Here is a 26,597-nt window from a genome sequence, read left to right as displayed (position 1 = left end):
GTGCCGGGCGATGGTCGGGTCAGCTCGCGGTGGAGAGGCCGGCGAGAATCCGGGCGAGATCGGCGGGCCGGCTCCACATCGGCCAGTGGCCCGTCGGGAGGTCGACGTACTCGACGTTCCGGAGACGACCGGCCTCGGCGAACATCGGATGACCGGCCGTCACCAGTTCCCGCAGCTGCGCGCTCGGCATCGAGCAGCACACGAAGGTGGTGGGCACATCGAAGCGCTCGTCGTTCGCGAGTTCCACGCTCTGCCGCAGTACCGGACCCGGCTCGGGGACGGCCCGGGTACGGAAACACTCAAGCACGCCGGTGCCGAGCCCCTCGGTGCTCGCCTGCTCTCGGAGCACCTCGAAGGGCGGCAGCGGAAGTCCCTCCGTCCCCTCGGGGAAGTCCGGGGCGAACGCCGTTCCCGAGGCGGCGGGACCGCTGTCCACCTACACCACTCGGCGCACCCGCTCGGGGTGCCGATCCAGCACGACGCTCACCGGCGCGTTGGCCCCGCTGTGGGCCACGATGACCGCGGGCCCGGCAGTCGAGGCGATGGCCTGCTCGATCGCCGCTACCTGGTCATCGAGTGTCCGGGAAGCGCGATCGGGGTCGTTCCGGTCGAGACCGGGCAGGGTCAGCGCCGTCGCTTCGCAGCCCAGCTCGGTCAGTTGTTCAACACCTCATCCCAGGCCCACGCACCCAGCCAGTGGCCGGGGATCAGCAGGAGGCCGGGGATCAGAGGGCGGCCGGGACCGCTCGTGTTCGTCGTCATTCCGCCATCCTTCCCGTGCCCCCGGACAACGGCATGTCACTATTTCTGGCATGGTTTGAGGGAGATTGAAGAATGAAGCGAGCGGAACGGCTCCACGCGCTGTCGGAGGCACTACGGCGGAGCGGTGCGCGTGGACGCACGGCGGAACGGTTGGCAGCGGATTTCGGCGTGTCCGTACGCACGATCAAGCGAGACCTCGATGCGCTGGAGAACAGTGGGACACCGATCTGGTCGCGCCCCGGACCGGGCGGTGGATACGGCGTGTCCGCGGTCTCCAACCTCCCGCCCATCAGCCTGAGCCCAGCGCAGGCGGTGGCCCTCCTCGCCGCGATCTCGGCCGCGCCCGACGCGCCCTACGCTGACCTGGCCTCGGCCGGCATCCGGAAGATCATGGATGTTCTCGACCCTCGCACACGTGAGAAGGCGGATCGGCTCGCGCGCCGTATCTGGGTCGACGGGGAGCCGGCTCCCTCGAGGGTCGTGAAGTCAGCACTCGAAGAAGCGATGGCAGAGCAGCGGATCGTCCGCATCCGCTACACCTCGCGGGAGGGCGACACGACCACCCGCGAGGTGGAACCGGTGATCTTCGCCGCCGCGAACGGGCGCTGGTATCTCATCGGCTGGTGTCATCTGCGGAATGCGATGCGCTGGTTTCTCATCACACGCATCGAGCACGCCACCCTGACCAAGGCACCCTGTGGCGCCCACGACATCCAGGAGATCGGCGCTCCACCGCCGACGGCCCGGCCGGTGCACGGATCAGGCTGACGCGATGCGGTTCCAGACGACGTCCTTCTGCCGGGAACTCCGGTTCTCCCTCGGCACCGACGTGGAGTCCGGCGACTACTTCCCGGTGACGATCGGCGTCGTCGACTACGAGGAGTACTACCGCCTTACACCGGCGCAGTACGACACGTTCCTCGCAGATCCGTCGACCGCGCAGTCTCTTCTCGACGACTGCCGCGACCGACGCAACGACGACCTCCTCGTGGTGAAGCCGGGCTGGAATCGCGGCATCCCGTACTAGTGTCACGCGACACTAGATTTCGACCACTGCCGCCCGGCCCACGATCTGGAATCGGTTGCGACGCGCGACCGCGGCCGCTCCGGCGTCGAGCACCGCGAGACACTTCGCGGCCTCCGGATCATGAGGTGCTCGGGCGACGTCGGCCCGGGTCGGCGTGCGCCCCCGCACGCGTTCGGAGATCACGGGAACGATCACCAGCAGCGCGAAGACGCGCACCACCAGCGTGAATCCCCACGCCACCGGGTGCTTCTCGAAGGTCCCCGTCATCTGGTCGTAGCTTCGCGTGTCGACGACCACGTCGCCATTCAACGACTCGCAGACGTCGCCGCGGCGCATCGCCTTCCCCGCGCACTGAGGGCTGCCATCCGGCGGTGTCGTCGTTCTGCCGCTGCGCCACCGTCCTTCATCGACCCCATCCGCGGAACCCTAGCCGACTGCGAGCGGGCGCGGCCGGTGGTTCCGGGGCGGAGTCGCGGGCTCAGCGCCAGCCGAGCTCCGGGGCCACGTGGGTCAGGATCGACTCCAGCACATGCACGTTGTAGTCCACGCCGAGCTGGTTGGGCACGGTGAGCAGCAGCGTGTCGGCCGCGGCGATCGCCTCGTCTTCACGGAGTTGTTCGACGAGCTGGTCGGGCTCGGCCGCGTACGACCGGCCGAACCGTGCGGCTCCCCCGTCGAGATAGCCCACCTGGTCCTGGTCGTCACCGCGCCGGATACCGAAGTAGGCACGATCGCGGTCGTCGACCAGCGCGAAGATACTGCGGCTCACCGAGACCCGGGGCTCCCAGCCCCAGTCCTGCGCCGCCCACGCCTCGCGGAAGCGGTGGATCTGTTCGGCCTGCAGCCGGTGGAACGGGATCCCGGTGTCCTCGGTCAGCAAGGTCGAGCTCATCAGGTTCATCCCCTGGCGCGCGGTCCATTCGGCCGTCGCCCGGGTCCCCGAACCCCACCAGATACGCTCACGCAGGCCGGGCGACTGCGGCTCGATGCCGAGGGGGCCCGGCGGATTCGGGAACATCGGCCGCGGATTGGGTTCGGCGAACCGGCTGCCCTCGATCGCGGTCAGGAACACCCCGGTGTGGTCCCGCGCCATGTCGGCGTCGGTCTGGCCCTCGCCGGGCACGTAACCGAAGTACTTGTAGCCGTCGATCACCTGCTCGGGTGATCCGCGCGAGATACCGAGCTGCAGCCGCCCGCCGGAGATCAGGTCCGCGGCGGCGGCCTCCTCCGCGGCGTACAGCGGGTTCTCGTAGCGCATGTCGATCACGCCGGTGCCGATCTCGATGCGCGACGTCCGCGCGCCGATGGCCGCGAGGAGCGGATACGGCGAGGCGAGTTGTCGTGCGAAGTGGTGCACGCGGAAGTAGGCGCCGTCGACGCCGATCTCCTCGGCGGCGACCGCGAGGTCGATGGACTGCAGCAGCGTGTCCGCCGCACTCCGGGTCTGCGAACCGGCCCCGGTGGACCAGTGCCCGAATGAAAGGAATCCGATGTTCTTCATGACAGGTGTAACCGTACCGCGGTCCGCTTATTCCCGGCCGGCGTGCTCAGCCCTCCGCGATCCGCCGGTAGCCGTAGTTGCGCTCCCAGTCGCGCCGGACGTCCTCCGGATCGGCATCGAGGAAGAGGTAGACGGGACTGTCCACGGGCCGGACTCCGGCGACGGTCACCAGCACCGCCCGCTTCACCGGGTATTCGGCGCCGAGGCCGGCGCCGACGGTCGCAAGCAGCGCGGGGTCGTCGGTCACCACGGCCGTCCCGCGAATCCGGTAGCCGCGCCGCAGAAAGGGATCGACCACGTTGATCTCCAGCCGCGGGTTCTCCCGGAGATTCGCGACGGTCCGGGGCGAGGCCATGTCGGCGAACGCGACGTGGCCGTCGTCGATCACCTTCAGCGAGCCCTTCGGACTGAGATTCGGCTCGCCGTCGGCACTGGCGGTGGCGACGTAGCAGAGCCGCTGCCGTTCGATCATCGCGCGCACGTCGTGCGTCACGAGCGGCTGAGCCTCGGATTCCGGTTGACCCATGCCTTACGAGACTAGTGCCGATCGCGCGGGTGGTGCACGGCATCCGGCGGACCCCCGACGCCCTCCGGATGCCATTCAATACGTAATTGTATCGAAGTTGGAGGCTCCCCGCACCTTCGCGCGCCCGATTCGCTACTGTCCCCGGGTATGAGGTCCGAATTCCCGACGACGGGCAGCCGGTGAACGACGCGAGCCTGGCGCGCCGCGTCTCCCTCGGCTACGCGGCCGGCAGCGTCGGCACCGGCGCCTTCGGCGTCCTGCCCGGGCTGGTCCTCGCCTACTACCTGACCGACTCTCTGGGCGTCGGCGCGCTCCTCGCGTCGATCGTCGTGGTGATCCCGAAAGCGATCGATGTGGCGGTGAACCCGCTGATCGGCGCCCGCAGCGACCACGATCTCGCGCGCCATGGACGACGCACCCGCCTGATGTGGATCGGTGCGGCGACGATCGTGCCGCTCTTCGTACTCACCTTCTGCGTACCCTCCGGCACCGCCCCGGCCCTGGCCGCACTCTGGGTGCTGATCTTCTTCTCGCTGACGGCGCTCGCCTACGCCTGCTTCCAGGTCCCGTACATCGCCCTGCCCGCCGAGCTGACGCCCGACTATCACGAGCGCACCCGGCTGATCTCCGACCGCATCACGGTCCTCGCGATCACCATTCTGGTGGTCGGTGCCGGCGCCCCGGCGATCCGGGACGCGCTCGGCGGCGGCGCCGGCGGCTACGCGGGCATGGCGGCCGCGACCGCCGCGATCATCGGTCTCGGCATGGCCGCCGCGACCGGTCTCGCGGCCCGGGCCGCCTCACCGCCGCGTACCGCGGGCGCCCGGTCGGGGTCCCGCGCCCGCGACGCCTTCCACGCGCTGCGGGACCACCGCCACTACCGGATTCTGGTGTCGGTGTTCGTGATTCAGGCGCTGGCGTCAGCGGTGATGCTCGCCGGTGCGCAGTACCTCGCCACCTACGTCATCGATGACAAGTCCGCCCTCACCCTGCTGTTCGCCGCACTGGTCGCACCCGCGATCCTCGTCATGCCGTTCTGGGTCAGGATCGGTAAGCGCCACGGCAAACGACGCGCTCTCGTGCTCGCCTCGACCTTGTTCATGCTCGCCGCGCTGTCGATCGCGCTCGCCGTGCCGGTCCCCGGGATCTGGGTGCTCGCACCGGTCGCGATCTGCGGCGTCGGCTACGCCGGGATGCAGACCTTTCCGCTCGCCATGCTGCCCGACGTGATCGACGAGCATTCCCGGATCCACGGCCGGGACACCGGCGGTGCGCTGTCCGGACTCTGGACGGCCGCCGAAACCCTCGGCCTGGCCGTGGGACCGGGCCTGTACCTGCTGGTTCTCGCCGCCACCGGGTTCGTCTCCTCGACCTCCGGCGAGACCGCCGTCCAGCCACGCAGCGCCGAGATCGGCATCATCCTCGGCTTCGCCGCGCTGCCCGCCGTCCTGATCGCGATCAGTCTCGCCGTCCTGTCCCGCTACGGCGACGACACCACCGAAGAAAGCGCCCCCGCATGACCAGCCGCCGTACCCCCGACGACGTCCTCGCCGAACTCGCCCGGCGCCGCGCCACCGATGCCCCCACCCACGGCGGCCACGTCCTCTCCTACGTCTACGACTCCGGGCTCGCCGAGCTCGACGCCCTGGCCGCCCAGGCGGCGGCACTGGTGCAGCCGGTCAACGGCCTGGACCCGACGGTGTTCGGATCGGTCGCCGCCCTGGAACGCGATCTGATCTCGTTCGCGCGCACCGCCTTTCACGGTCCGTCGGCGGTCGGCTCGGTCACCTCGGGCGGGACCGAGAGCTGCATTCTCGCGGTGAAGGCGGCGCGCGATCACGCCGGACTCCCGCCCGGGACCGGTTCGATCGTGCTGCCGTCGACCGCGCATGCCGCGTTCGACAAGGCCGCACGGCTTCTGGGCATCCGTGCGATCCGCGTACCGGTCGACCCGGTCACCACCCGGGTGACCCCCGCCGCGATGTCGGCCGCGATCGACGACGACACCTTCCTGCTGGTGGCCTCGGCACCCAACTACCCGACCGGAGCCCTCGACCCGATCGCCGAACTCGGCGAACTCGCTCTCGGCCGCGGACTGCCGCTGCACGTCGACGCCTGTCTCGGCGGTTTCGCCCTCGCCTGGTGGCCGGAAGCGTTGCCCGCGTGGGACTTCCGCGTACCTGGCGTCAGCAGTATCTCGGCCGATCTGCACAAGTACGGCTACGCGCCCAAGGGCGCGTCGGTGATCCTGCACGCCGATCGCGACCGGCACCGCGCCGGATTCTTCGCCACCACCGACTGGCCCGGCTATCCGGTCGTCAACCCGACACTCCTCGGCTCCCGGTCGGCGGCCGGACTCGCCGCGGCCTGGGCCATCGCCGAGTACCTCGGACCCGACGGCTTCGCCGGTCTGGTGGCCCGGATCGCCACGGCGGTGACCGCGCTCCGCACCGCGGTCGGCGAGATCGACGGGCTGCGCGTGACCGGCGAGCCGGCCGGACCGGTGTTCGCCGTCGTCGCCGACGAGGCCGCCGCCGCGCCGATCGATCCACATCGGTGGGCGGTCGCCGTCGCCGAGCGGGGCTTCACCCTCCAGGCTCAGCCGCGGTACACCCAGGCCGACGGCACGGTCCTGCCCGCCAGCACCCACCTGACCGTCACCCCGGTGACCGCACGGGTCCTGCCCGAACTCGTCACCGCGCTCCGCGAGGCCGCGGACGACGCCCGCGGTCTTCCCCCGGCCACGCCGCCGGAGGCGCTCGCCGCGCTGTCGGGCGCCCTCGCCTCCGGCGCGGTCAGCGTCGACGACGTCCTCGGCCTGTCGTCCGCCGCCGTCGAAAGCGCGCTGATCGGCGCGGGCATCGATCCGCACACCGACCCCTCGTCCACCGCCGACGCCCTGGACACCCCGGCGATCATCGCCGCCATCGAGTCCCTGCCACGCCCGGTGACCGCGCGGATGCTGACCGAATTCCTCGCCGCCTACGGCAACCCCTGAAGGTCGGCGGCCCCGGACGGTCGACCCAGCATGTACCTCGCTCGACCATCAGGCACAGGGTGCCGGGGTCAGGCCAGGTGGGTCATCCGGGGCAGGGATGCGGCGTCGTCGCCCGCCAGGTCGATCACCTCGTCGAAGCCCTCCACCATGCACTCGGCGAACAGTTCCGGATCGGTGATCGCGGCGGCGTCGAAGTTCAGTCCCAGGCAGGCGACGCCGTTGTGGGTGATCATCGTGGCCATCACAGCGCAGCCCGGCAGCGGGCCGAACGGGAACATCCGCTCCACCTTGGCGCCGGCCACGTAGGTGTCCCAGGGGATGCCGGGGACGTTGCTGGCCTGCAGGTCGTTGCCGGCCGTGGTGCCGCTGAACTGCGCCAGGAGTTGTCCGGGCATCCACGCTAGGACCGGCCCGGCGGTGTTGAAGACGTCGACCGCAGGTTCGTTGCGTGCCGCCCGCACCTGCTCACGACACGTCAGTACCCGCTCGAAGGGGTCGTCGATGCCGACCGGGCCGGCGAGCCGGCCCACCGCGATCCGGTTGCCGCCGCCGACATCGCCCTCGGCGCGCACCGAGATCGGGATGGCCACCGGGATCGCGTCGACCATGGTGCCGTTGCGCTCGTGGTACTTGCGGAACGCCCCGACCAGGCTGCCCAGGTAGATGTCGTTGATGGAGGCGTGGGTCGCTGCGGACGCCGCCTTGAGACTGCCGAACGGCACCTCGAACGCCGCGAACCGCCACGACCCGCTGCGTCCGGCCAACAGCGGGGATCCGGGCGGGCTCACCAGTCCGGCGACGCGCGGCACCGACCGCCCGTACCGGAGCACATTCGAGAGCGCCCTCTTCGGCTTCCGCAACGACAGCACCCCCTCCAGGGCGATGCCCGCCAGCCGCGGGACCCGTCGCGCCTCCTCCACCAGTTGCGTGCCGAGCACGTCGAGGGCCGACGGCTCGTGGACCTCCGGGGCCGGCGGCTGCGGTTTACCGGGAATCGGGTCGCGGGTCGGCGAATGCAGCTGGGCGAGCGCGATGATCGCCCCCAGGCCGTCGGTCAGCGCGTGGTGGGCCTTGAGGAAGTACGCCGACTTCCCGTCGGGCAGTCCCTCGATCAGGTAGCCCTCCCACGGGGGCCGCCGCGGATCGAGCGGCGTCATCGCGAGCTGTTCGCAGGTGGCCAGCAACTCGCGCATCGAGCCATCTCCGCCGACCCGGATCCGCCGCAGGTGGTAGTGCAGGTCGAAGTCTGGGTCCACCGCCCAGCTGGGCGGCCCGGCCTGCAGCGGCGCCTCGATCACCCGCTGCCGGAAGCGCGGCGCCATCCGGCTCCCCCACTCGTGCGCGGCCACCAGACGATCCCAGTCCGGGGTGCAGTCCCACAGCTCGAGCATGCTGATGGTCGACCGGAGATTGCGGTCGGCGTCGCCGCGCCACATCACCGTGTCGACCGGACTCATCCGCGTGTCGGTGCCCCAGTCGATCGGTTTATCGACGGAACCGCCCGTCTGCTCACTCGTCATCGCCGGACTCCTGCCACTCGAACACTCCCATCGTCCGGGTCAGCCGCCCGTCGTCGAACGCGGTCACCGGCCAGTCGGCCAGCGCCTGCAGGAATTGTTCCCGCACCTGCTCGGCATGCTCGGCGACCGTGTCCGGCTGCCACGACGAGGTGTCGATCGGCGGCAGCACGCGCACCTCCACGACGCCCGGCTGGATCAGCTGCGAACCGCGCCACATCACCTCGCCCGCATTCCGCAGCACCACCGGCACCACCGGCACCCCGGCCTGCATCGCGATGTGGAACGGCCCCTTCTTGAACGGCCCGATCCGCGGCGTCGCCGAGCGGGTGCCCTCCGGCGCCACCACCAGCGACACCTTCTCGTCGCGGATCTTCTCGACGACCGGCGCGAGCTGCTCGATGGCCTTGCCCGCATCGGCGCGGTCGATGAACACCACGCCGCCGGCGTCGAGGATCTGCCCGAACACCGGCAGCTGCCCGACCTCCTTCTTCGCCACCCCGGTCGCGTCGCCGCGCACCAGATGGATCATCACCGGCAGGTCGAGCTTGGACTGATGGTTGAAGACGAACACGCACGGCCGCGCCGCGGTCAGGTACTCCCGTCCGGAGAGCACGTCCACGTCGACCCCGGCGAGCGCGAATCCGACGTCGAGCCCGGCGGAGACGGCCGACTGCATGGCGCCGGTGCGGTCGGAGGAGACCAGCGACTTGCCGAAGCCCACCGCGGCGCCGCCGAGGAACGACCCGTAGAACGCGGCGGTCCGCACCGCCTTCCCCACCGTGTTGTAGGTGGGATTGCGCAGGTCCAGAATCGGCCAGCCGCGCTCCTCGGCCACCCCGCGCAGCCCCTGCTGCGGCGAGACGGCCGCCGGATTGCCGACCGATTCCAGATAGGGCACGTCCTCGTTGCCGTCGCTGTACGCGAACGACGACGCCAGGTCCAGATCCCATTCGCGGGCCAGGCGGCGCACCGCGGCCGCCTTGCCCGGACCCCACAGCGGACGGCCGAGCACCCGGCCGGTCACGATGCCGTCCACCACCTCGATGTCGGTCGCGAGCGCCCGGTCGGCACCGATCTCGGCGGCGATCGGCTCGATCTGGAAACGCGTCGCCGACGAGGCGATCACGATCCGGTGTCCGCGCGCCCGGTGCGCGCGGATGATCTGCCACATCTGCGGCCGCAGCTTGGCGGCGGTGACGTTCTTGAACAGCTTGCGGCCCTCGGCCATCAGCTCGTCGTAGGTCTTGCCCTCGAACGCCGGCCGGGTGGCCTTGAGCACCTCGGCGTAGTCCTGCTCGGAGTAGCAGCCGCGGAGTGCGATCATCAGGCCGTCGCGCAGCTCACCGGCGGTGAAATCGAGGGTGCGGACCCGCTCGCGCAGGATGTCCGCGGCCGAGAAGCCGTCGATCAGCGTGCCGTCGTAGTCGAAGAACGCGCACACCCGGTCCCCGGCCGGGGCCGAACGGATCTGGGCGAGTCGTTCGGAGAGCGGGCTCATCGCGGCTCCTGTCCGGCGGTCACCGGCGCATTCGCCTGTTCGGCCTCGATCGCCGCGATCCGGGCCAGCCGGACACGCAACTCCTCCACCTCGGCGAGCCACGCCGTCCGGGCCGCCACCTGCTCGTCGACCGGCCCGTCGCCGATCGCACCGCGGTTCTCCGCCAGGCGGTAGGCCGCGTCGTACATGTCCTTCGACACCGAATCCTTACTCAGGATCACCCCCTGCAGGGAGAGTTGCCGGCCCAGACCGAGGCAGTCGATCAATACGGTCTCCTTGTCGAGCGAGTCGTGGCCGAGGGTGGTCAGATGCGTGGCGACCACCAGCTGGGCGTCGAAGAAGGTCTGCAGGGTCCGCCGCGCCAGCAGTTTCCCGGCGTTTGCGAAGAGCACGTCGTACACCCATTCGCGAGACGGTTCCACATCCCGCCACTCGGACGAGATCAGGTCGAGTTCGGCACCGAGCCGGTGCAGGAACTCCTCCTTGGCCGGGAAGAAGAATTCGAATTTCAGCAGGTCACGCAGCCGCAGCGCCTCCGCCTGCGACACGGTCAGCAGCGCGCCGTAGTCGACGACGCCACCGGGGCTGAGCCCGTCCGGACGTACGGTGCCGTCGGCGACGGCCAGCATCGCCAGCTCGACGATCGCGCGGTCGACGAAGTGATGCAGGGCGCCGTTGCGGTAGTAGGCGGCGATCGCGTGATTGTCCGGGGCGATGGACCAGACCTGCTCGGGCCCGCCGTCGAACGCGGTCAGCACGCCCGCATCGGTGAGCTCGCCGAGCGTCCGCAGCAGGCCGAGGCCGCGGCAGAGCATCGGGTCCGGCCCCGGAAGCCCGCGGTCGTCGATGTAGGTCAGCAGCGGCGCGAGGATCACCTCGACCTCGGTGGCCGTATAGGCGCGGTCGGCGGCGCCGAGCAACGCGAATCCGGCCAGCGAGGTCGCCGAGATCGGGGTGGCGGCGTTGATCTCGTCCATCACCTTGAACGCGACCTTCTCCAACCGGGCCCGGCCGTCGCCGGCGGCGTCGAGCGCGGCGCGCAGCGAGAAGGGCTCGCCGAACCGGACATGCGCCTGCCCGCGGTGCACACGCTGTCCGCGCGCGTAGCGGAGCAGCCATTTGAGGTCCTCGGGCCGTTTGGTGCCGCCCGCCGACTCCTTGGCCATCACCGCGATCTCCGGGAGCTGGTCGTAGACGATGGACGTCGGCACGATCGTCGCGTCGGCGCCGTCGAGGTTCTCCACCGCGTCGGCCACATAGGCGAGCAGGCCGAGCATCGGCGGGCGCAGCTTGCCGGTGCGGCTGCGGCCGCCCTCGATGTACCACTCCAGGTTGAACCGCTTCTCCACGATGAACGAGAGATAGGAGCGCATCGCGAGCTTGTAGACCGGATCGGACCCGAACTGGCGGCGGATGAAGATGGTGCCGGCCCGCTGCGCGATCGGCCCCATCGGCCAGAACGCCAGATTGTTGCCGCCGAGCACCAGGTTCGGCGGGAAGTCGTGCTCGTCGAGCACGCTGCCCAGCACCATGGTGTCGACGTACGAGCGATGCGAGGGCAGGAAGATGAGCGACGACGACTTGTTGAGTTCGCGCAGCCGGCCCAGGCCGTCGAGATCGGCCGAGACGGTCCACGCCCGCTCGTACAGCCCACGGAAGGTGGAGGTGAAGACGTCGCGCATCAACCGGCTCTGGGTGGCGACGAACGAGCTCATCTTGTCGGTCGCCTCCTGGGCGACCGACGCGGCCGGCCGGCCGAGCTGAGTGGCCAGCTCGGTGATCGCGGTCTGGAATCGGGCCGACGAGCTGATCTGCTCGGCGACCAGGCGCGGCACCTTGTAGCGGTCCCCGACGAGCTGCAGTTCGGCGCGCTCGGCGGCCAGCGCCGCACGCATCCCGACGAAGGCCTGGAACGACTCGCCCTCGGCCTGCTGCTCGCCGTAGCGTTCACGCAGCTCACCGAGTGTGGCCGACTCGCCTTCCACCACCCGCACCCGGTCCGGAAAGCGTTTGCGGATCGCCGGTTGCCGGAACGCCGGGGGACGGCGCGGGTTCGACAGCACCACCGCATCGGCCAGCGACACCCGCCGCTCGCCGCGCCGCACCGGGGGCAGCCAGACCACTTTCGCGGGGATCAGTTCGGTGTCCGGCAGCAGCCGCTCCAGATCGAGTTGTCCGAGACCGAGGATCCGCGCGCCGGGGTGGCTGGCCGCGGCCCACTCGTTGATCGCCTGCCGCTCACAGTCCGTCCGCGCATCCGCCAGCACGATCGTGCTCAAAGTTCGTCCTCCGATTCACCGCTGTCCCGCTTCGCTCTCGTCGTCATCGCGCGGCCCGGCGTGACGCGGTCCAATTGTGACTCATCGCATAGCCCGACGGTGGCGTCTCCGCGGAACCTGGCACGCGATGCACGGCCGGTCGCGGTCAGCGGTCGCGGGACCCGATGAGTGCTTCGGAGATGGTGCCGGTGGCCGCCGTGAGGGCGGCGACCGCGCGCCGCTGGAAGGCGTCGTCGACCCGCGCGAGCGGTCCGGAGATGCCCACGGCCATCGGCGTCGGGGCACCGGGCACCGCCATCGCGATACCGCGCACGCCGATCTCCTGCTCCTCCGCGTCGATCGCGAAGCCCTCGGCACGCACCTGCTCGACGGCGGCGAACACGCCGGACAGCGAGGTCACGCTGTGTTCGGTCGCCGGGGCCAGTCCTCCCTGCGTCACCAGTTTCACGATGCGCGCGTCGTCGAGCTCGGCGAGCACCGCCTTGCCGACGGCGGTCGTGTGCAGGGCGATCCGGCGCCCGACCTCGGTGTTGGTCCGCATGCTGTGCGGCGACGGCACCTGCGCGGTGTAGATCACCATGTCGCCGTCGAGTACGGCCAGGCTCGCGGTCTCGGTCAGTTGCTCGACGAGTTCGGCGAGCACCGGCACGGCCACGGCACCGAGCTGGCGGTTGGCGACCTCGCCCAGCCGGATCAGCCGCGGGCCCAGGGCGTAGCGGCGGTTCGGCAGCTGGCGCACGTAGCCGATGCCGACCAGGGTCCGCAGCAGCCGGTGGATGGTCGGCGGCGGCAGCGGGGATTCGGCGGACAGGTGGCTGAGCGAGCACTCGCCTCCGGCCCGGCCGATCAGCTCCATGAGTTCGAAAGCGCGTTCCACCGACTGGACGCCGCCCGTCTTCTGCACCATCGTGGGCCTCTCTGTTGTCGACCACGATACCGTCCGCGATGCGGAATCACCCCGACGACGACGCGCGACCGCCGGAACAGCCGAATCGTTGTGTCGCACCGGCGGGAATCTGTAAACTCCACATCGTGGAATTGATCTTCCGCTAACGACCATCCGAGGGAGCTTCCGTGACCAGTCCGCCCGGCCGACTCGGCGACGACTTCCTCGGCGAGGTGCAGCGCCGCCTCGCACCCGCCGACGACGCCCTCGCCCGCCGGTACCCGGGCGACGACGGCCGTCGTCAGCCGGTGCACACCGTCTACATCCCGGCCGACCGCTACACCGCCGATCTGCCCGCGCGCTGGGGCGCGGCGGCCCTGGCGGCGGCGCAGACCCACGGTGGTCTCGCCGCGATCGCCCGGGCCACCGTGACCACCGGCGACGAGCGGGCACACCGGCTCGCCGATCTGGTGGCCCGCAAACTCCGCGACGAGCCGATCGAGGACCTGCGCATCGACTTCGAGGACGGCTACGGACGACGGCCGGATGCGCAGGAGGACGCCGACGTCGCCGCCACCGTCGAGTCACTGACCGAGGCGCTCGGCACCGGGTCGGCACCGCCCCTCGCCGGTATCCGGTTCAAGTGCTTCGAGGCGCCGGTCCGGCCGCGCGGACTGCGCACCCTCGACCTGTTCATCGGCGGTCTGGCCGCCCGGGGGCCGCTACCGGACGGCCTCGTCCTCACCCTGCCCAAGGTCACCTCGGTGGCACAGGTCGAGGCGATGGCCGCGGTGGTCGCCGAACTCGAGCGCATCCACCATCTCCCGGAGGGCCGGCTCCGTTTCGAGGTGCAGGTCGAGACGCCACAGGCGGTGCTGGGCCCGGACGGCACGGCGACCGTCGCCCGGATGATCCACGCGGCGCCGGGCCGGATCAGTTCCCTGCACTACGGCACGTACGACTACTCGGCCTCGCTGGGTATCGCGGCGGCGTACCAGTCGATGGAGCATCCGGCGGCCGATCACGCGAAGGCCGTCATGCAGGTCGCGGTCGCCGGCACCGGCGTCCACCTGTCCGACGGTTCCACCAACATCCTCCCGGCCGGGGACGCCGAATCCGTCACCCGCGCGTGGGCGCTGCACGCCCGGCTCGTCCGCCGTCACCTCGAGCGCGGCATCTACCAGGGCTGGGACCTGCACCCGGCGCAGCTGGTGACCCGCTACCTCGCGACCTACGCGTTCTACCGGGACGGTTTCGCCGCCGCGGCCGGCCGCCTGCGCAACTACATGCACCGCCTGGACTCCACGGTGCTCGACGAGCCCGCCACCGCCCGGGCCCTCGCGGCGTTCCTCGACCGCGGCCGGACCTGCGGCGCCCTCACCGACGACGAGGTGGCCGCCGCCACCGATCTGCCGCCGGCGACCGTCCGCGAGATCGCGCTCGGCCGCGTCACCACGCCCCTGGCCTGAGCCTGCGCCGCCCAGACCCGTCCCCGACCAGCCCGACCCCAGAAGGATCACGATGACCCCCGAATCCGCCCCGTACTACACCCCGGCAGGCGGTCTGCCGCCGCAGACCGATCTGCTCACCGACCGCGCCGTGGTCACCGAGGCCTACACGGTGATTCCGCGCGGGGTGTACAGCGACATCGTCACCTCGGTGTTCCCGGAGTGGACCGGTACCCGCGCGTGGGTGATCAACCGTCCGGTCGCCGGCGGCGCCACCACTTTCGCCCAGTCCGTGGTCGAGGTGTCCCCCGGCGGCGGCTCCGACGCCCCCGAACCGCAGCCGGAGGTGGAGGGCTTCCTCTTCGTCACGGCCGGTGAACTGACCGTGACCGCGGGCGAGGCCACCGAGGTCCTGACCGCCGGCGGCTTCGCCTATCTACCGGCCGGCCAGGAATGGAGCGCGCACAACGCCGGAACCGGGACGGCGAACTTCCACTGGATCCGCAAGCGCTACGAACCGCTCGCCGGACACGTCCCGTCGCCGCGCTTCGGCAACGAGCGCGCCATCGAGCCGACCGCGATGCCCGGCACCGACGGCAAGTGGCGGACCACCCGGATGCTCGATCCGAACGACCTCGCCTACGACATGCACGTCAACGTGGTGACCTTCGAGCCCGGGGCGGTGATCCCGTTCGCCGAGACGCACGTGATGGAGCACGGCCTCTACGTCCTGGAGGGCAAGGCCGTGTACCGCCTCAACGACGACTGGGTGGAGGTGGAGGCCGGCGACTACATGTCCCTGCGCGCCTTCTGCCCGCAGGCCTGCTACGCCGGCGGGCCGTCGAACTTCCGCTACCTGCTGTACAAGGACGTCAACCGGCAGATCCGGCTCTGACCGGAGGCACGACGATCGGCGGCGGCGTCCCGGAAGGGGCGCCGCCGCAGACGATTCCGTACCTCGATGGATCCGGTCTGCCCCGGCGACGTCAGACCCGGAACGGCCAGCCGGTGACCGTCTTCTCCCGCGGCGGTGCGTAGGTCCGCACCTTCGACGTGGACAGTCCCATCCGGACCAGGCCCTCGGCGATCGTCACCGCGGCCCGGACACCGTCGACGATGGGCACCCCGGTCGCCGCCCGCACCTGCTCCTCGAGTCCGGCCATCCCGCCGCAGCCCAGGCAGATCACCTCGGCGCGGTCGTGCTCGACCGCCGCCCGCGACTGCTCCACGATCGCGCGCACCGCCCGCTGCGGATCGGACTCCAGTTCCAGCACCCCCAGGCCGGAGGCCCGCACCGACGCGCAACGCCGGTCGAGACCCGCGAGCAGCAGCCGGTCCTCGATCAGCGGCACGGTGCGGTCCAGCGTGGTCACCACCGAATACCTGTGCCCGAGGTACATCGCGGTCGATGCGGCGGCCTCGGTGATGTCCACGACGGGGACGTCGAGCAGTTCCTGAAGACCCTCTCGGCCGTGTTCGCCGTAGCCGGCCTGGATCACCGCGTCGTAGGGCCCGTCGTAGGAGGTGATCGCGTCCATCACCGCGACCGCGGCGAGATAGGACTCGAAGTTGCCCTCGCACGAGTCGGCCCCGAAGCGCGGGGTGAGGCCGACGATCTCGGTGCCCGGCGACGCGACGGCGGCGGCCGAGGCGGCGATGGCCTCGGTCATCGACGCGGTGGTGTTGACGTTGGCGACCAGAATGCGCATGTTCTTCAGCTTCCGTTCTCGGGCGGTTGGGGTGTCAGTGCGTGCTCGGGACGGCGATCGGCTCGCCGGAGACATCGGCGAACGGTCCCTGCCGGTCGGCGACCAGAAGGTACACCAGCGCGCCCAGTCCGGCCCCGATGAACCAGGAGAAGTTCGACACCGCGCCGAACGCCGGGACGAAGGCCATCACCAGCGCGAAGGCCGCGGTCGGGATCAGCGCGCCGACCGCGCGCAGGTTGAAGCCGGCCCGGTAGTGATAGGCGCCGTCCGGCGCGTCGGTGTACAGCGCCGGGACGTCGACGCGGCTGCGGCGCACCAGCCAGTAGTCGGCCATGATGATGCCGAACAGTGGGCCGAGCAGCGCACCGAGGCCACCGAGGAAGTAGTCGATCACCGCCGGCGAGTTGTACAGATTCCAGGGCAGGATCACCAGGCCGATGACCGCCGAGCTCAGCGCGGCGCGGCGGAAGTTGAGGTGCTTGGGGAACAGGTTGTTCAGCGCGTAGATCGGGGCGACGAAGTTCGCCATCAGGTTCACCGCGACGGTCAGGATCAGCAGGGCCAGGCAGGCGAGCACCAGCAGCGCGGTGTTCGGGACGGCCTCGACGATGTCGGACACCGACTCGATCACGGTGCCGTTGATCTTGTACTGCCCGCCGGCGAGGACCACCACGATGCCGCCGAAGAGCAGCATGTTCAGCGGGATGCCCCAGAAGTTGCCGCGGATGATCGACTTCTTGGACACCGCGTTGCGGGTGAAGTCGCAGAAGTTCAGGACGAAGGTGCCGTAGATGGCGACCCACAGGCTCGCGCCGCCGACGATCTTGAGCCACATGTCGCCGCCGGTCAGCGAGTCGGGCCTGGTCCAGGCGATCGACCAGTCGGCCCGGCCGAGCATCCAGACGGCCAGGGCCACCATCGTGACCAGGATGACCGGACCAGCGAAGGCCTCGTACTTGCGGACCATCTCCATGCCGTAGCTGACGATGATCACCTGGATCACCCAGAGCCCCACGAACGAGAGCCAGCCGAGCGTCGACAGCCCGAGGACGTCGTTCTTGTCGAGGCCGGCCAGGCCGCCGAACATGGCGACCAGCATGACCCGCAGGACCACCGAGGCCAGGTAGGTCTGGATACCGAACCAGGCGATCGCGACACCGCCGCGGATCACGGCGGGGATCTGCGCACCCCGGATACCGAACGAGATGCGGCTCATCACCGGGAACGGGACGCCCGTCTTCTCGCCCATGAAGCCGGAGAGGCTCAGCAGGACGAACAGGAACAGGCCGCCGAGGACCAGTGCCACCAGAATCTGCCAGCCGCCCAGGCCGAGGGCGAACAGGCCGATCGCGAAACCGTAGTTGCCCAGGCTGTGCACGTCATTGGCCCACAGCGTGAAGATGTTGTAGCCGCTCCACCGGCGGCCCGCGCGCTGCGTCGGCGCCAGATCGACGTTGTACAGCTCCGCGCTGGCGCCCGGCGGCACCTCGATCGCATCGGGCGGGATCAGCGCGTCCGCCGCGGCGTGCACGCCGTCATCGTGATGCGTGGGGGTCTGCAGACTCATGGTGCACTTCCCGGGGGACGGGGTGGCCGCCGCGACCACCTCTGAATATTCCATGTAGCGGAACTAGGTTTCCGTTGTTGGACCAAGTTATCCCTACCGACCAGTCACATGTCAACAGTTTCGGTGAATTCGTCACGCATCGAGTTCCACTCCCAGCGCGAATAGTTCCACTATGAGGAATTACTGGGGTAATCTCGGGTCCACCCGATCACCGATGATCAAGGAGTCCGAGTGATGACCGACACCCCCGGCACGGCCGCCCAGCCCACCGCCCTCCCCTTCGATCTGGTCGTCCGCGGCCGCCGGATCCTGACCACCGCGGGCATCGTCGACCGGGAGATCGGCATCCGCGACGGCCGGGTGGTCGCCATCGAGCCGCTGGGCAGCGGCCTCGCCGGTGACGAGGTGATCACGCTGAACGACGACCAGGTGATGATCCCCGGCCTGGTCGACACCCACGTGCACGTCAACGAGCCCGGCCGCACCGAGTGGGAGGGCTTCGAATCGGCCACCCGCGCCGCGGCCGCCGGCGGCGTCACGACACTGATCGACATGCCGCTGAACTCGATCCCGCCGACCACGACGGTCGAGGCCCTCGAGATCAAGCGCGCCAGCGCCCGCGGCAAGACCCACATCGACGTGGGCTTCTGGGGCGGCGCGATCCCGGGCAACGAAGGCGATCTGCGCGCCCTGCACGACGACGGCGTCTTCGGCTTCAAATGCTTCCTGCTCCACTCCGGCGTCGACGAGTTCCCGCACTTGACCGCCGACGAGATGGAGGCGGACATGCGCAAGCTGGTCACCTACGACTCGCTGATGATCGTGCACGCCGAGGACTCCCGCGCCATCGACCACGCCCCGACCGCCGAGGGCGACCAGTACGCGCGGTTCCTCGCCTCGCGGCCGCGCGGCGCCGAGAACGTGGCGATCGCCGAGGTCATCGAGCGGGCCCGCTGGACCGGCGCCCGCGCGCACGTGCTGCACCTGTCGTCGTCGGACGCCCTGCCGATGCTGGCCACGGCCAAGCGCGACGGGGTCCGCATCACCGTCGAGACCTGTCCGCACTACCTGACGCTGCTCGCCGAGGAGGTCCCGGCCGGCGGCACCGCGTTCAAGTGCTGCCCGCCGATCCGGGAGGCGGCCAACCGCGAATTGCTCTGGCAGGGACTGCTCGACGGTGTCATCGATTGCATCGTGAGCGACCACTCGCCGTCGACCGCAGACCTGAAGGACGTGGAGAACGGCGACTTCGGCGTCGCCTGGGGCGGCGTCGCCTCGCTGCAGCTCGGACTGTCGCTCATCTGGTCGGAGGCCCGCCAGCGCGGTATCGGCCTCCCCCAGGTGCTGGAATGGATGGCCGCCCGCCCGGCCGATCTGGCCGGGCTGAAGAGCAAGGGCCGGATCGCTCTCGGCTACGACGCCGACTTCGCGATCTTCGAGCCGGAGTCCGCGTACGTCGTCGACGTGCACCGGCTGCACCACAAGAATCCGGTGAGCCCGTACGACGGCCGGGCGCTCGCCGGCGTGGTGACCGGCACCTGGCTGCGCGGCGAGAAGGTCGACCTGACCACCCCGAAGGGCCGGCTGCTGCGCCGCGGCGACGTCTGACCTCCGCCGCGAACGCGAACGGCCCGCCTGCTCCGGATCGGAGCGGGCGGGCCGTCGTCGTTCAGGCGCTCACAGCGACCGCGAGATGATCTCCTTCATGATCTCGTTGGTGCCGCCGTAGATCATCTGGACGCGGGCATCGGCCCACATCCGGGCGATCGGGTACTCGTTCATGTAGCCGTAGCCGCCGAAGAGCTGGAGACAGGTGTCGGCGATCTCCATGGCCTTCTCGGTGGTCCACCACTTGGCCATCGCGACGGTCGGGATGTCCAGCTCGCCGCGGAGATGCTTCTCCATGCAGTCGTCGACGAAGACGCGTGCGATGTGCGCCTCGGTGGCGACCTCGGCCAGCTTGAACTTGGTGTTCTGGAAGCCGAAGATCGGCCGTCCGAAGGCGGTGCGGTCCTTGGTGTATTCCAGCGTCTTCGCCAGCGCGACCTCCATGCCGGCCACCGCACCCACGGCGATGATCAGCCGCTCCTGCGGAAGCTGCTGCATGAGCTGGATGAAGCCGAGACCCTCGGCGTCGCCGAGCAGATTCGACTGCGGCACCCGCACACCGTCGAAGTTGAGCTCCGCGGTGTCCTGGCCCTTCATGCCGACCTTGTCCAGGATGCGGCCGCGGCTGAAGCCCTCGCGCTCGGTCTCGACACCGATCAGCGAGATACCCTTGGCGCCCTCGCCGGCGTCGGTCTTGACCACGACGATGACGAAGTCGGCCTGTCCGCCGTTGGTGATGAAGGTCTTGTTCCCGGTGATGACGTAGTCGTCGCCGTCCTTGACCGCCTTGGTCTTGACGTTCTGCAGATCCGACCCGGTGCCCGGCTCGGTCATCGCGATGGCCCCGACCCACTCGCCGGACGCCAGCTTGGGCAGCCACGCCCGCTTCTGCTCCTCCGTGCCGTAGGCGAGGACATAGTGCGCGACGATCCCGTTGTGCAGGCTGACACCCCACGAGGTGTCGGCCGTGCGGGCCTGCTCCTCGATCAGCACGGCCTCGTGGGCGAAGGTGCCTCCACCACCGCCGTACTCCTCCGGGATGGACATGCACAGCAGGCCGATCTCACCGGCCTTGTTCCACAGGTCGCGGTCGACGTGGTGCTGCTCCCGGTAGCGTTCGACGTTCGGGGTGACCTCCTTCTCCATGAAAGCGCGCGTCATCTCGCGGAGCGCGCTCAGTTCCTCGGTCTCCCAGGACGGCTTAACCATTGCGTGTTGCCACCTAACTCATGCGTGTATGCGGTCTCCGCGATACTAACAACGGCCGATGTAAAGATCTGACCGCCCCCGGGTGCCGGGAGCGGTCGGATCATTTCGTCGTGCGGCCGGGGCCGGTCAGGCGTTGCCCTTCGACCACGTCGACCACGGGATGTTCCAGTCACCCAGACCGTCGGTGCCCGGGAGGGTGTCGCCGACCGTGTTCTTCACGGTGACCGGATCGCCGCGCAGGGTGTTCTGCACCACCCACTGCGCATCGGCCGGGCTCAGGTTGAGGCAGCCGTGGCTGGTGTTGGTGTTGCCCTGCGCCCACACCGACCAGGGAGCCGAGTGCAGGTAGATGCCGCTGTAGGACATCTGGGTGGCGAAGTCGACCGGCGTGCGGTAGCCCTCGGGCGAGTTGCTCGGCACACCGTAGGTGGACGAGTCCATGATGATGCTGTCCAGGCGGTCGCCGATGATGTAGATGCCGTTGTCGGTGGGCGTGGAGTCCTTGCCCATCGACGTCGGCATGGTGCGGATCACCTGGCCGTTCTTCTTCACGACGACCTCCTTGGTGTGGTCGTCGGCGTACAGCTCCATGGCGCGGCCGATGGTGAAGCTCTGCGAGACGTTCTCCTGGCCGAACATGCCGTCGCCCAGGTTGATGCCGTAGGTGTTCACCTCGACCTTGACCTTGGTGCCCGGCTTCCAGAAGTGCTCCGGCCGCCAGCGGACCTCGGTGTCGCTGATCCAGTAGAACGCGCCCTGTACCTGCGGGTCGGTGGTGATCTTGATGGCGTCCTGGGCCGCCTTGCGGTCCGGGATCGACTCGTCGAAGCGCACGCCGATCGTGGTCGCGACGCCGACCGTCTTCTCGTTGGGCGAGATGTACGCCTGCGTCAGCTTGTCCGGGGCCTGCGTGGTGAACGTCTGGCTGGTCGACGTCTTGCCGCCGACGCCGACGGCCGCGGCCTTCACGGTGTACTTCTTGTCGTACCCGAAGTCCTCTGCGCTGGTCCAGGTGCCGCCGTCCTCGCTCAGCGCACCCTTCACCCGGGTGCCGCTGGAGCTGGTGATGGTGACATCGCTCAGCGCACCCTCGGTGGCCTTGACCACGACCTTCTTGCCGGGCTGCACGCCGACCGCGTCCTTGGCGAGCGGAGCGCCGCCCTGGTCGGTCACCGAGATGGCCGGCCTGATCATGTCGGCGAACTCACCCGACGCGTGCACCTTGTCGCTGTAGCTGCTGCATGCGGTGAGCGCGACCGCGGACGCGGCAAGCGTGCCCAGCACGGCGGCCGTGCGGAAAGTGCGACGACGTCGCAGACGACTGAACCCCATGATGCTCCAAACTGAACCTGCCAGCGTCGAACGATCCTCGACGCCCACCTAAGCGGACCGGTGTCCCGGTTAGGTCTATTGTAGGGATACCTGCGCGCATTTGCACGTCCCCGCAATGAGGGACGGACACGGCGCTGTACACCCCCTCACCGGCGAGGATACAGGACGCCGCGGCCATCCCGCCAGACGCGCGCCGTGGCGAATCACCGGCATGTCATTCGCATCAGTACAGGTCACGGCCGATTCGACCGATTCATACCGTCCGGGTGAGAGATGCTTCACGACCGCGCGGCCCGCGCGTGCCATATCGGCGGCCGAACGCCGAACGCGAGCCCGATCGGGTAGATAAGGCTATGCTAATCTCTGGTTCATGTCTCTTTCAGTGCCGGTCTCACGACGTCCCCGTCCCGTCAAGCGCACCACTCTCGCGGTGGCCGGCGCCGGCCTGCTGGCCGTGCTCGCGCCCGCCGTGAGCGTCGCTCCCCAGGCCAACGCGGCCCCCGGCGGCGACTGGAACTTCCGCGTCTCCTCCGCCCCCGCCGGCGTGAAGTCCGGCGCCGAGCTGGCCATCAACGACAAGACCCGCAAGCTCTTCATCACCGATTCGTTCTTCACCATGCAGACCAAGGGCGGCTCGAACGTCAGCTTCGACTTCCGCGCACTGCAGCCGGGGGTGACCAAGTTCAGCATCACCAAGCGCAAGCCGGTCGGCAAGATCGACTACGCCCCGATGCCGTGGGGCCTCATGCCGTTCGGCCCGGTGCCGGTGGTCCCGACCCCGCAGGTGCCCGACGGGATCGGCGTCGACAACGCCCACAGCCGCATCGTGAGCACCGCGTCGCACGCGAACGGCGTGACCATCGTCAGCCAGAACGCGACCACCACCAACGCCTCGAACCTGCTGAGCTTCCCGCAGGCGCACCCGATGGGCGTCGCCGTCGACGAGCGCAGCCAGCTCGCCTACGTCGCGATGAACGCCAAGAACTACGTGTCGGTGATCGACACGGTCAAGCGCCGCGAGGTCGCCAAGATCAGCAACATCTACATGCCGTCGTTCCTGGACATCGACACCAGCCGGAACCGGCTGTACGTCGGCAACGCCGACTACAACGCCAAGAAGACCAACTACCTGACGGTCGTCGACACCCGGACCAACGCCGTGATCAAGAAGATCCCGACTCCGTCCAACACCCGCCCGCAGGTCGACCCGGCCACCGGCAAGGTCTTCGCGGCGAGCTTCGACACCGGCAAGATCGTGGTCATCGACCCGAACTCGCTGACCGTCGTCAAGACCATCGTCACCGGCACCACCCCGGACAAGCTCGCGATCGACGGGCAGCGCCGCCTGGTCTACACGGCCAACCTGCAGCGCAAGACCATCACCGTGCTGAACGCCGACACCGGCGCCGTCATCACCACGCTGCGCACCGGCGCCGCGGAGCACTCGATCGTGGTCGATGAGAAGACCGGGACCGTGTACAGCACCAACCACCAGGGCGGCAAGCTGACCATCGTCTCGGTGACCAAGAAGTAGCCACTCACCCGCCGAAGCCCCGGAACGCGCACCAGCGCGATCCGGGGCTTTCGCGTCAGGCCAGTTCGCCGCGAGCGACGAACTCGACGGTCAGCGCCATCGCGATCGAACTCACCGCGAGGATCCCGATCAGCACGAACAGCTGCATGATGCCGGCCACCAGCGGCGACGCGCCGCCCAGGATCATGCCGACGAACGAACCGGGGATCGTCACCAGCCCGACGGACTTGGTCTGGTCGAGAGCGGGCATCAGGGCGCTGGCCGCGGCCGGCCGGCAGATCTCCGAACGGGCGTCGCGCGGTGAGAAGCCGAGCGACAGCGCCGCTTCCACCTCCCCCGCCCGGAGCCGCAACTCGTCCAGGGCGCGCCGCCCGGCCAGCGACGCGGTGTTCATCGCGCCGCCGAACATGATGCCCGCGGTCGGGATCACGGCCAGCCCGTTCGGCGGCAGCACGCCCGCCGGGATCAGGACCGCGACGATCACCAGCGCGGGCACCGCGACGGCCACCACGCAGCATGCGGTCTCGCGGACCCGTCGTCGTACGTCGCGCCGGTCGTGCCGGGCGATCCGGCGGGCCGACGTGGTGCCGGCCACCACGCCCATGACGACCATGAACAGCGCCGATGCCCAGAGCCGGTGCATCACCAGGGCGATCAGCGCCGCCAGGATGCCGAGCTGAACCACCGCCCGGGCCACCGACCACACGGTGGCGGCCCCCTCCCCGCTGCCGGACAGCCGGTTGACCACGGCGGCGACGACGGTGAGCAGCACCAGCGCGACCCCCAGCGCGGGCCCGATGTGGATGACGGTGCTGCTGAGATCGGTCACCGGTGGCGATCGGCGATGGCGGCCGCCGCCACCGCGGCCAGGTATTCCGCGCCGACGCCGATGATGTCGTCGTTGAAGTCGTAGCTGTCGTTGTGAACCGGACCGCGATCCGGGGTGATCGGCCCGTTCCCGAGGAACGCGTACGCGCCGGGGATCCGCTCCAGGAAGAACGAGAAGTCCTCGGCGGCGAGGATGCCGGGCGTGCGCGGGTCGACCCGCGACGCGCCGGCCACCTCGGCGGCCACCCGGGCCGCGCGGGCCGCGCAGTCCGGATCGTTGACGGTGCACGGGTAGCGCCGCTCGTAGCGCAGGTCGATCGTCACCCCGTGCGCGGCCGCGACGGAGGCGCACATGCCGGTGACCAGCTCCTCGATCCGATCGCGGGCCTGCGCGGACAGACACCGGGCGGTGCCGCGCAGCCGGGCCGTGGTCGGCAGCACGTTGTTGGTCTCCCCCGCGGTGAACTGGGTGATCGACACGACCGCGGGCACCAGCGGATCGAGGCGCCGGGAGACGATCGTCTGCAGCGCGGTCACCAGCGCCGAACCCGCCACGATCACGTCGCCGGTGGCGTGGGGTGCCATGGCGTGGGCGCCCGCCGCGGACACGATGATGTCGAGTTCGTCGAACGAGGCGAGCTGCACGCCGGGCCGGACTCCGAAGTGGCCCTCGGCGATGCCCGGGATGTTGTGGATCCCGTAGATCTCCTGGATGCCGAAGCGTTCCAGCACACCGTCGTCGATCATCGCCGGCGCACCGGCCGCGCCCTCCTCGGCGGGCTGGAACACCAGCACCACGGTCCCGTCGAGAGCCGGGCCGGCGGCCAGCAGTTCGGCGGCCCCGAGCAGCATGGTGACGTGACCGTCGTGCCCGCAGGCGTGCATCACGCCCTCGACCGTGGACCGGTACGGCCGGTCCCCGGCCTCGACGATCGGCAGCGCATCCATGTCGGCCCGCAGGCCGATCACCGGTCCGCCGGCCCGGCCGCGCACCACGCCGACCACCCCGGTGCCGCCGATGCCCTCGGTCACCTCCAGGCCGAGGTCGCGCAGCCGGCCGGCGACAAGCGCCGCGGTGCGGACCTCGGCGAAGGCGAGCTCGGGATGGGCATGAATGTCCCGGCGGATGCCGCGGAGTCGGGACAGGGCTTCGTCACTGAGCGTCGGCATACTCCAGATCACTTACGCGCGGCACGGACCACCGTCAAGTTCGGGCTCTGGAACTGCGACGCGAACGCGGTGCCGGTGCGCTGGTCGACGGCGATCGTGTGGGTCGCCGCCTTGGTGGGGATGGTGCCGATGACCGTGTTCTTGGTCAGGTCGATGACGGTGATCGACTTGCGGAACAGATTCGAGGTGTAGCCGATCCGGCGCTGCGCGTCGATCGCCAGGTTGTTCGGCGAGGTCTTGGTCGCGATGCGCGTGGTGACCGCGTAGCTGCCGCCGTCGATCACCGCGATCTCGCCGGTCTGGAAACTGACCGCGTACACGTTGCCGGTCGCCGGATCGACGGTCGGGCGGGAGTTCGGCGCGGTCGGGATCTTGGTGATCACCCGGTTGGTGGTGGTGTCGACCACGGTCAGGAAGTTGCGCTTCTTGGTCTGCGTGTCGGCGTTGCCGATGTACAGGCGGTGGCGGGCGGAGTCGACGGCGAGCATCGACGGCCGGAACAGGCCGGTGATGGAGCCCTTCTGCTTGCGGGTCTTGCTGTCGATCACGGCCACCGAGTCGAGACCCACGTTGGCGATGTAGGCCTGCCCGGTCGCGCTGTCGGCGGCGATGCCCATCGGATGCGCGAGCTTCGCGGAGACCATGTCACGGGGCGTGGCGACCCGCGCGGCCTGATTCACGATGGTCGACGCCGAGGTCTCCGAGTTGGTGGTCATCACCAGGCCGCGCGTGGTGTCCACCGCCAGACCGGTCGGGATCTGCTGCATCTGGATCACGGCCGGGCCGAGCCGGTAGGGAGCGGTGGGCAGCTTGGCGTAGCTGATCCCGCGCACCACCTTGCGGCTGTCGACGTTCACCACCGAGACCTTCGGGTCGAGCGGGTGCGGGTAGGTCAGGACCTGACCGGTCGTCGGCTCCTTGTACTTGTAGTCGTCGCCGTCGGCGATGTAGACCAGCCGGCGCCCGGAGTCGATGGCGAGCTGGGCGCCGTCGGTCACCCCGGCCGGAATGGTCGACTGCGTCACCGTCCAGCCGGCGGGCAGACCCGACCGGGCCGGGGCGGCGAACGCCGGCGGGGCGGCCGCGAGACCTACGGCGAGAGCGGTGCCGACGACGACGGCGGGGGCGAGCCCGCGGCGAACGGCGCGGGAGCGAGCACGAGTACCTGAGTATTTCATTAGGCAATCCTAACTTG

23 protein-coding genes are annotated in these 26,597 nt (G+C 69.8%); 8 read left to right on the top strand and 15 right to left on the bottom strand.

Annotated features, from left to right (window positions below; all coding sequences use genetic code 11):
* Nucleotides 1-19: 19 nt before the first annotated feature.
* Complete coding sequence (locus MYK68_RS20830; RefSeq protein WP_349306164.1) at nucleotides 20-436, bottom strand: alpha/beta fold hydrolase; 417 nt, start codon at nucleotides 434-436, stop codon at nucleotides 20-22.
* A 398-nt stretch (nucleotides 437-834) separates the two neighbouring features.
* Here MYK68_RS20830 and MYK68_RS07695 point away from each other — a divergent pair, with 398 nt between their 5' ends.
* Entirely contained in the window at nucleotides 835-1,530 is a 696-nt protein-coding gene (locus MYK68_RS07695; protein ID WP_247867311.1) for a helix-turn-helix transcriptional regulator, read from the top strand.
* 4 nt (nucleotides 1,531-1,534) lie between these two features.
* A complete protein-coding gene (locus MYK68_RS07690) occupies nucleotides 1,535-1,789 on the top strand; it encodes a hypothetical protein (protein WP_247867307.1) in 255 nt (84 codons plus the stop codon).
* A 12-nt stretch (nucleotides 1,790-1,801) separates the two neighbouring features.
* On the opposite strand, the gene MYK68_RS07685 is transcribed toward MYK68_RS07690, so the two are convergent.
* The 3 genes from MYK68_RS07685 to MYK68_RS07675 all read right to left on the bottom strand — a co-directional run bounded on the left by MYK68_RS07685 (nucleotide 1,802) and on the right by MYK68_RS07675 (nucleotide 3,816).
* Nucleotides 1,802-2,125 (bottom strand): hypothetical protein, encoded by a 324-nt coding sequence (locus tag MYK68_RS07685; RefSeq protein WP_247867306.1) that lies wholly within the window; start codon nucleotides 2,123-2,125, stop codon nucleotides 1,802-1,804.
* A 142-nt stretch (nucleotides 2,126-2,267) separates the two neighbouring features.
* On the bottom strand, nucleotides 2,268-3,290 hold the full coding sequence (locus MYK68_RS07680; RefSeq protein ID WP_247867298.1) for an LLM class flavin-dependent oxidoreductase: 1,023 nt from the start codon (nucleotides 3,288-3,290) through the stop codon (nucleotides 2,268-2,270).
* A 46-nt stretch (nucleotides 3,291-3,336) separates the two neighbouring features.
* Nucleotides 3,337-3,816 (bottom strand): pyridoxamine 5'-phosphate oxidase family protein, encoded by a 480-nt coding sequence (locus tag MYK68_RS07675; protein ID WP_247867297.1) that lies wholly within the window; start codon nucleotides 3,814-3,816, stop codon nucleotides 3,337-3,339.
* A gap of 179 nt (nucleotides 3,817-3,995) precedes the next feature.
* On the opposite strand from MYK68_RS07675, the gene MYK68_RS07670 reads away from it, so the two are divergent.
* Both MYK68_RS07670 and MYK68_RS07665 read left to right on the top strand, forming a co-directional pair.
* On the top strand, nucleotides 3,996-5,336 hold the full coding sequence (locus tag MYK68_RS07670) for an MFS transporter (RefSeq protein WP_247867295.1): 1,341 nt from the start codon (nucleotides 3,996-3,998) through the stop codon (nucleotides 5,334-5,336).
* On the top strand, nucleotides 5,333-6,814 hold the full coding sequence (locus tag MYK68_RS07665) for a pyridoxal phosphate-dependent decarboxylase family protein (RefSeq protein ID WP_247867293.1): 1,482 nt from the start codon (nucleotides 5,333-5,335) through the stop codon (nucleotides 6,812-6,814). Before MYK68_RS07670 ends, MYK68_RS07665 begins: the two co-directional genes overlap by 4 nt.
* A 68-nt stretch (nucleotides 6,815-6,882) precedes the next feature.
* On the opposite strand, the gene MYK68_RS07660 is transcribed toward MYK68_RS07665, so the two are convergent.
* The 4 genes from MYK68_RS07660 to MYK68_RS07645 form a co-directional block, all read right to left on the bottom strand.
* On the bottom strand, nucleotides 6,883-8,334 hold the full coding sequence (locus MYK68_RS07660) for a wax ester/triacylglycerol synthase domain-containing protein (RefSeq protein WP_247867287.1): 1,452 nt from the start codon (nucleotides 8,332-8,334) through the stop codon (nucleotides 6,883-6,885).
* Nucleotides 8,324-9,832 carry an HAD-IB family hydrolase gene (locus MYK68_RS07655; protein ID WP_247867284.1) on the bottom strand — a complete coding sequence of 503 codons (1,509 nt, stop codon included), beginning with the start codon at nucleotides 9,830-9,832 and terminating at the stop codon, nucleotides 8,324-8,326. Before MYK68_RS07655 ends, MYK68_RS07660 begins: the two co-directional genes overlap by 11 nt.
* Entirely contained in the window at nucleotides 9,829-12,111 is a 2,283-nt protein-coding gene (locus tag MYK68_RS07650) for a glycerol-3-phosphate 1-O-acyltransferase (RefSeq protein ID WP_247867282.1), read from the bottom strand. The genes MYK68_RS07655 and MYK68_RS07650 overlap by 4 nt, the downstream gene beginning before the upstream one ends.
* A gap of 145 nt (nucleotides 12,112-12,256) precedes the next feature.
* Complete coding sequence (locus tag MYK68_RS07645) at nucleotides 12,257-13,018, bottom strand: IclR family transcriptional regulator (protein ID WP_247867280.1); 762 nt, start codon at nucleotides 13,016-13,018, stop codon at nucleotides 12,257-12,259.
* A gap of 167 nt (nucleotides 13,019-13,185) precedes the next feature.
* On the opposite strand from MYK68_RS07645, the gene MYK68_RS07640 reads away from it, so the two are divergent.
* Both MYK68_RS07640 and MYK68_RS07635 read left to right on the top strand, forming a co-directional pair.
* Nucleotides 13,186-14,466, top strand: coding sequence for a DUF6986 family protein (locus MYK68_RS07640; protein ID WP_247867279.1), 1,281 nt, complete (start codon nucleotides 13,186-13,188; stop codon nucleotides 14,464-14,466).
* Nucleotides 14,467-14,518: 52 nt separating this feature from the next.
* Nucleotides 14,519-15,340: a bifunctional allantoicase/(S)-ureidoglycine aminohydrolase gene (locus MYK68_RS07635; protein WP_247867278.1), complete on the top strand. Its 822-nt coding sequence runs from the start codon at nucleotides 14,519-14,521 to the stop codon at nucleotides 15,338-15,340.
* Between the two features lie 91 nt (nucleotides 15,341-15,431).
* On the opposite strand, the gene MYK68_RS07630 is transcribed toward MYK68_RS07635, so the two are convergent.
* Together MYK68_RS07630 and MYK68_RS07625 are read right to left on the bottom strand one after the other, a co-directional pair.
* Nucleotides 15,432-16,154, bottom strand: a complete 723-nt coding sequence (locus tag MYK68_RS07630; RefSeq protein ID WP_247867273.1) for an aspartate/glutamate racemase family protein — start codon at nucleotides 16,152-16,154, stop codon at nucleotides 15,432-15,434.
* Between the two features lie 34 nt (nucleotides 16,155-16,188).
* Nucleotides 16,189-17,721, bottom strand: a complete 1,533-nt coding sequence (locus tag MYK68_RS07625) for an NCS1 family nucleobase:cation symporter-1 (RefSeq protein WP_502798327.1) — start codon at nucleotides 17,719-17,721, stop codon at nucleotides 16,189-16,191.
* Nucleotides 17,722-17,955: 234 nt separating this feature from the next.
* On the opposite strand from MYK68_RS07625, the gene allB reads away from it, so the two are divergent.
* A complete protein-coding gene (gene allB / locus MYK68_RS07620; RefSeq protein ID WP_247867268.1) occupies nucleotides 17,956-19,329 on the top strand; it encodes an allantoinase AllB in 1,374 nt (457 codons plus the stop codon).
* Nucleotides 19,330-19,398: 69 nt separating this feature from the next.
* Here allB and MYK68_RS07615 read toward each other — a convergent pair whose 3' ends face one another.
* Nucleotides 19,399-20,538, bottom strand: coding sequence for an acyl-CoA dehydrogenase family protein (locus tag MYK68_RS07615; protein ID WP_247867266.1), 1,140 nt, complete (start codon nucleotides 20,536-20,538; stop codon nucleotides 19,399-19,401).
* A gap of 126 nt (nucleotides 20,539-20,664) precedes the next feature.
* Nucleotides 20,665-21,870 carry a L,D-transpeptidase gene (locus tag MYK68_RS07610; protein WP_247867261.1) on the bottom strand — a complete coding sequence of 402 codons (1,206 nt, stop codon included), beginning with the start codon at nucleotides 21,868-21,870 and terminating at the stop codon, nucleotides 20,665-20,667.
* Between the two features lie 370 nt (nucleotides 21,871-22,240).
* Here MYK68_RS07610 and MYK68_RS07605 point away from each other — a divergent pair, with 370 nt between their 5' ends.
* Entirely contained in the window at nucleotides 22,241-23,404 is a 1,164-nt protein-coding gene (locus tag MYK68_RS07605; protein WP_247867258.1) for a YncE family protein, read from the top strand.
* Between the two features lie 55 nt (nucleotides 23,405-23,459).
* Here the strand turns inward: MYK68_RS07605 and MYK68_RS07600 are convergent, their stop codons facing one another.
* The 3 genes from MYK68_RS07600 to MYK68_RS07590 are packed head-to-tail and all read right to left on the bottom strand — an operon-like array spanning nucleotide 23,460 to nucleotide 26,580.
* Nucleotides 23,460-24,233, bottom strand: a complete 774-nt coding sequence (locus tag MYK68_RS07600; RefSeq protein WP_247867257.1) for an ABC transporter permease — start codon at nucleotides 24,231-24,233, stop codon at nucleotides 23,460-23,462.
* Nucleotides 24,230-25,402 carry an amidohydrolase gene (locus MYK68_RS07595; protein WP_247867256.1) on the bottom strand — a complete coding sequence of 391 codons (1,173 nt, stop codon included), beginning with the start codon at nucleotides 25,400-25,402 and terminating at the stop codon, nucleotides 24,230-24,232. The genes MYK68_RS07600 and MYK68_RS07595 overlap by 4 nt, the downstream gene beginning before the upstream one ends.
* Nucleotides 25,403-25,410: 8 nt before the next feature.
* Nucleotides 25,411-26,580 carry a YncE family protein gene (locus MYK68_RS07590; protein WP_247867253.1) on the bottom strand — a complete coding sequence of 390 codons (1,170 nt, stop codon included), beginning with the start codon at nucleotides 26,578-26,580 and terminating at the stop codon, nucleotides 25,411-25,413.
* Between the last annotated feature and the right edge of the window lie 17 nt (nucleotides 26,581-26,597).

Origin of the sequence: Gordonia sp. PP30 (assembly GCF_023100845.1) — a bacterium.
Taxonomy (GTDB): domain Bacteria; phylum Actinomycetota; class Actinomycetes; order Mycobacteriales; family Mycobacteriaceae; genus Gordonia.
This window is presented reverse-complemented; position numbering and strand designations above follow the sequence as displayed.

Bases quoted from the DNA above. Each gene is read 5' to 3' on its own strand.
- MYK68_RS07695 (WP_247867311.1), top strand. From the start codon at position 835: ATGAAGCGAGCGGAACGGCTCCACGCGCTGTCGGAGGCACTACGGCGG.
- MYK68_RS07690 (WP_247867307.1), top strand. From the start codon at position 1,535: ATGCGGTTCCAGACGACGTCCTTCTGCCGGGAACTCCGGTTCTCCCTC.
- MYK68_RS07685 (WP_247867306.1), bottom strand. From the start codon at position 2,125: ATGCGCCGCGGCGACGTCTGCGAGTCGTTGAATGGCGACGTGGTCGTC.
- MYK68_RS07680 (WP_247867298.1), bottom strand. From the start codon at position 3,290: ATGAAGAACATCGGATTCCTTTCATTCGGGCACTGGTCCACCGGGGCC.
- MYK68_RS07675 (WP_247867297.1), bottom strand. From the start codon at position 3,816: ATGGGTCAACCGGAATCCGAGGCTCAGCCGCTCGTGACGCACGACGTG.
- MYK68_RS07665 (WP_247867293.1), top strand. From the start codon at position 5,333: ATGACCAGCCGCCGTACCCCCGACGACGTCCTCGCCGAACTCGCCCGG.
- MYK68_RS07660 (WP_247867287.1), bottom strand. From the start codon at position 8,334: ATGACGAGTGAGCAGACGGGCGGTTCCGTCGATAAACCGATCGACTGG.
- MYK68_RS07655 (WP_247867284.1), bottom strand. From the start codon at position 9,832: ATGAGCCCGCTCTCCGAACGACTCGCCCAGATCCGTTCGGCCCCGGCC.
- MYK68_RS07645 (WP_247867280.1), bottom strand. From the start codon at position 13,018: ATGGTGCAGAAGACGGGCGGCGTCCAGTCGGTGGAACGCGCTTTCGAA.
- MYK68_RS07635 (WP_247867278.1), top strand. From the start codon at position 14,519: ATGACCCCCGAATCCGCCCCGTACTACACCCCGGCAGGCGGTCTGCCG.
- MYK68_RS07630 (WP_247867273.1), bottom strand. From the start codon at position 16,154: ATGCGCATTCTGGTCGCCAACGTCAACACCACCGCGTCGATGACCGAG.
- MYK68_RS07625 (WP_502798327.1), bottom strand. From the start codon at position 17,721: ATGAGTCTGCAGACCCCCACGCATCACGATGACGGCGTGCACGCCGCG.
- allB (WP_247867268.1), top strand. From the start codon at position 17,956: ATGACCGACACCCCCGGCACGGCCGCCCAGCCCACCGCCCTCCCCTTC.
- MYK68_RS07615 (WP_247867266.1), bottom strand. From the start codon at position 20,538: ATGGTTAAGCCGTCCTGGGAGACCGAGGAACTGAGCGCGCTCCGCGAG.
- MYK68_RS07610 (WP_247867261.1), bottom strand. From the start codon at position 21,870: ATGGGGTTCAGTCGTCTGCGACGTCGTCGCACTTTCCGCACGGCCGCC.
- MYK68_RS07605 (WP_247867258.1), top strand. From the start codon at position 22,241: ATGTCTCTTTCAGTGCCGGTCTCACGACGTCCCCGTCCCGTCAAGCGC.
- MYK68_RS07595 (WP_247867256.1), bottom strand. From the start codon at position 25,402: ATGCCGACGCTCAGTGACGAAGCCCTGTCCCGACTCCGCGGCATCCGC.
- MYK68_RS07590 (WP_247867253.1), bottom strand. From the start codon at position 26,580: ATGAAATACTCAGGTACTCGTGCTCGCTCCCGCGCCGTTCGCCGCGGG.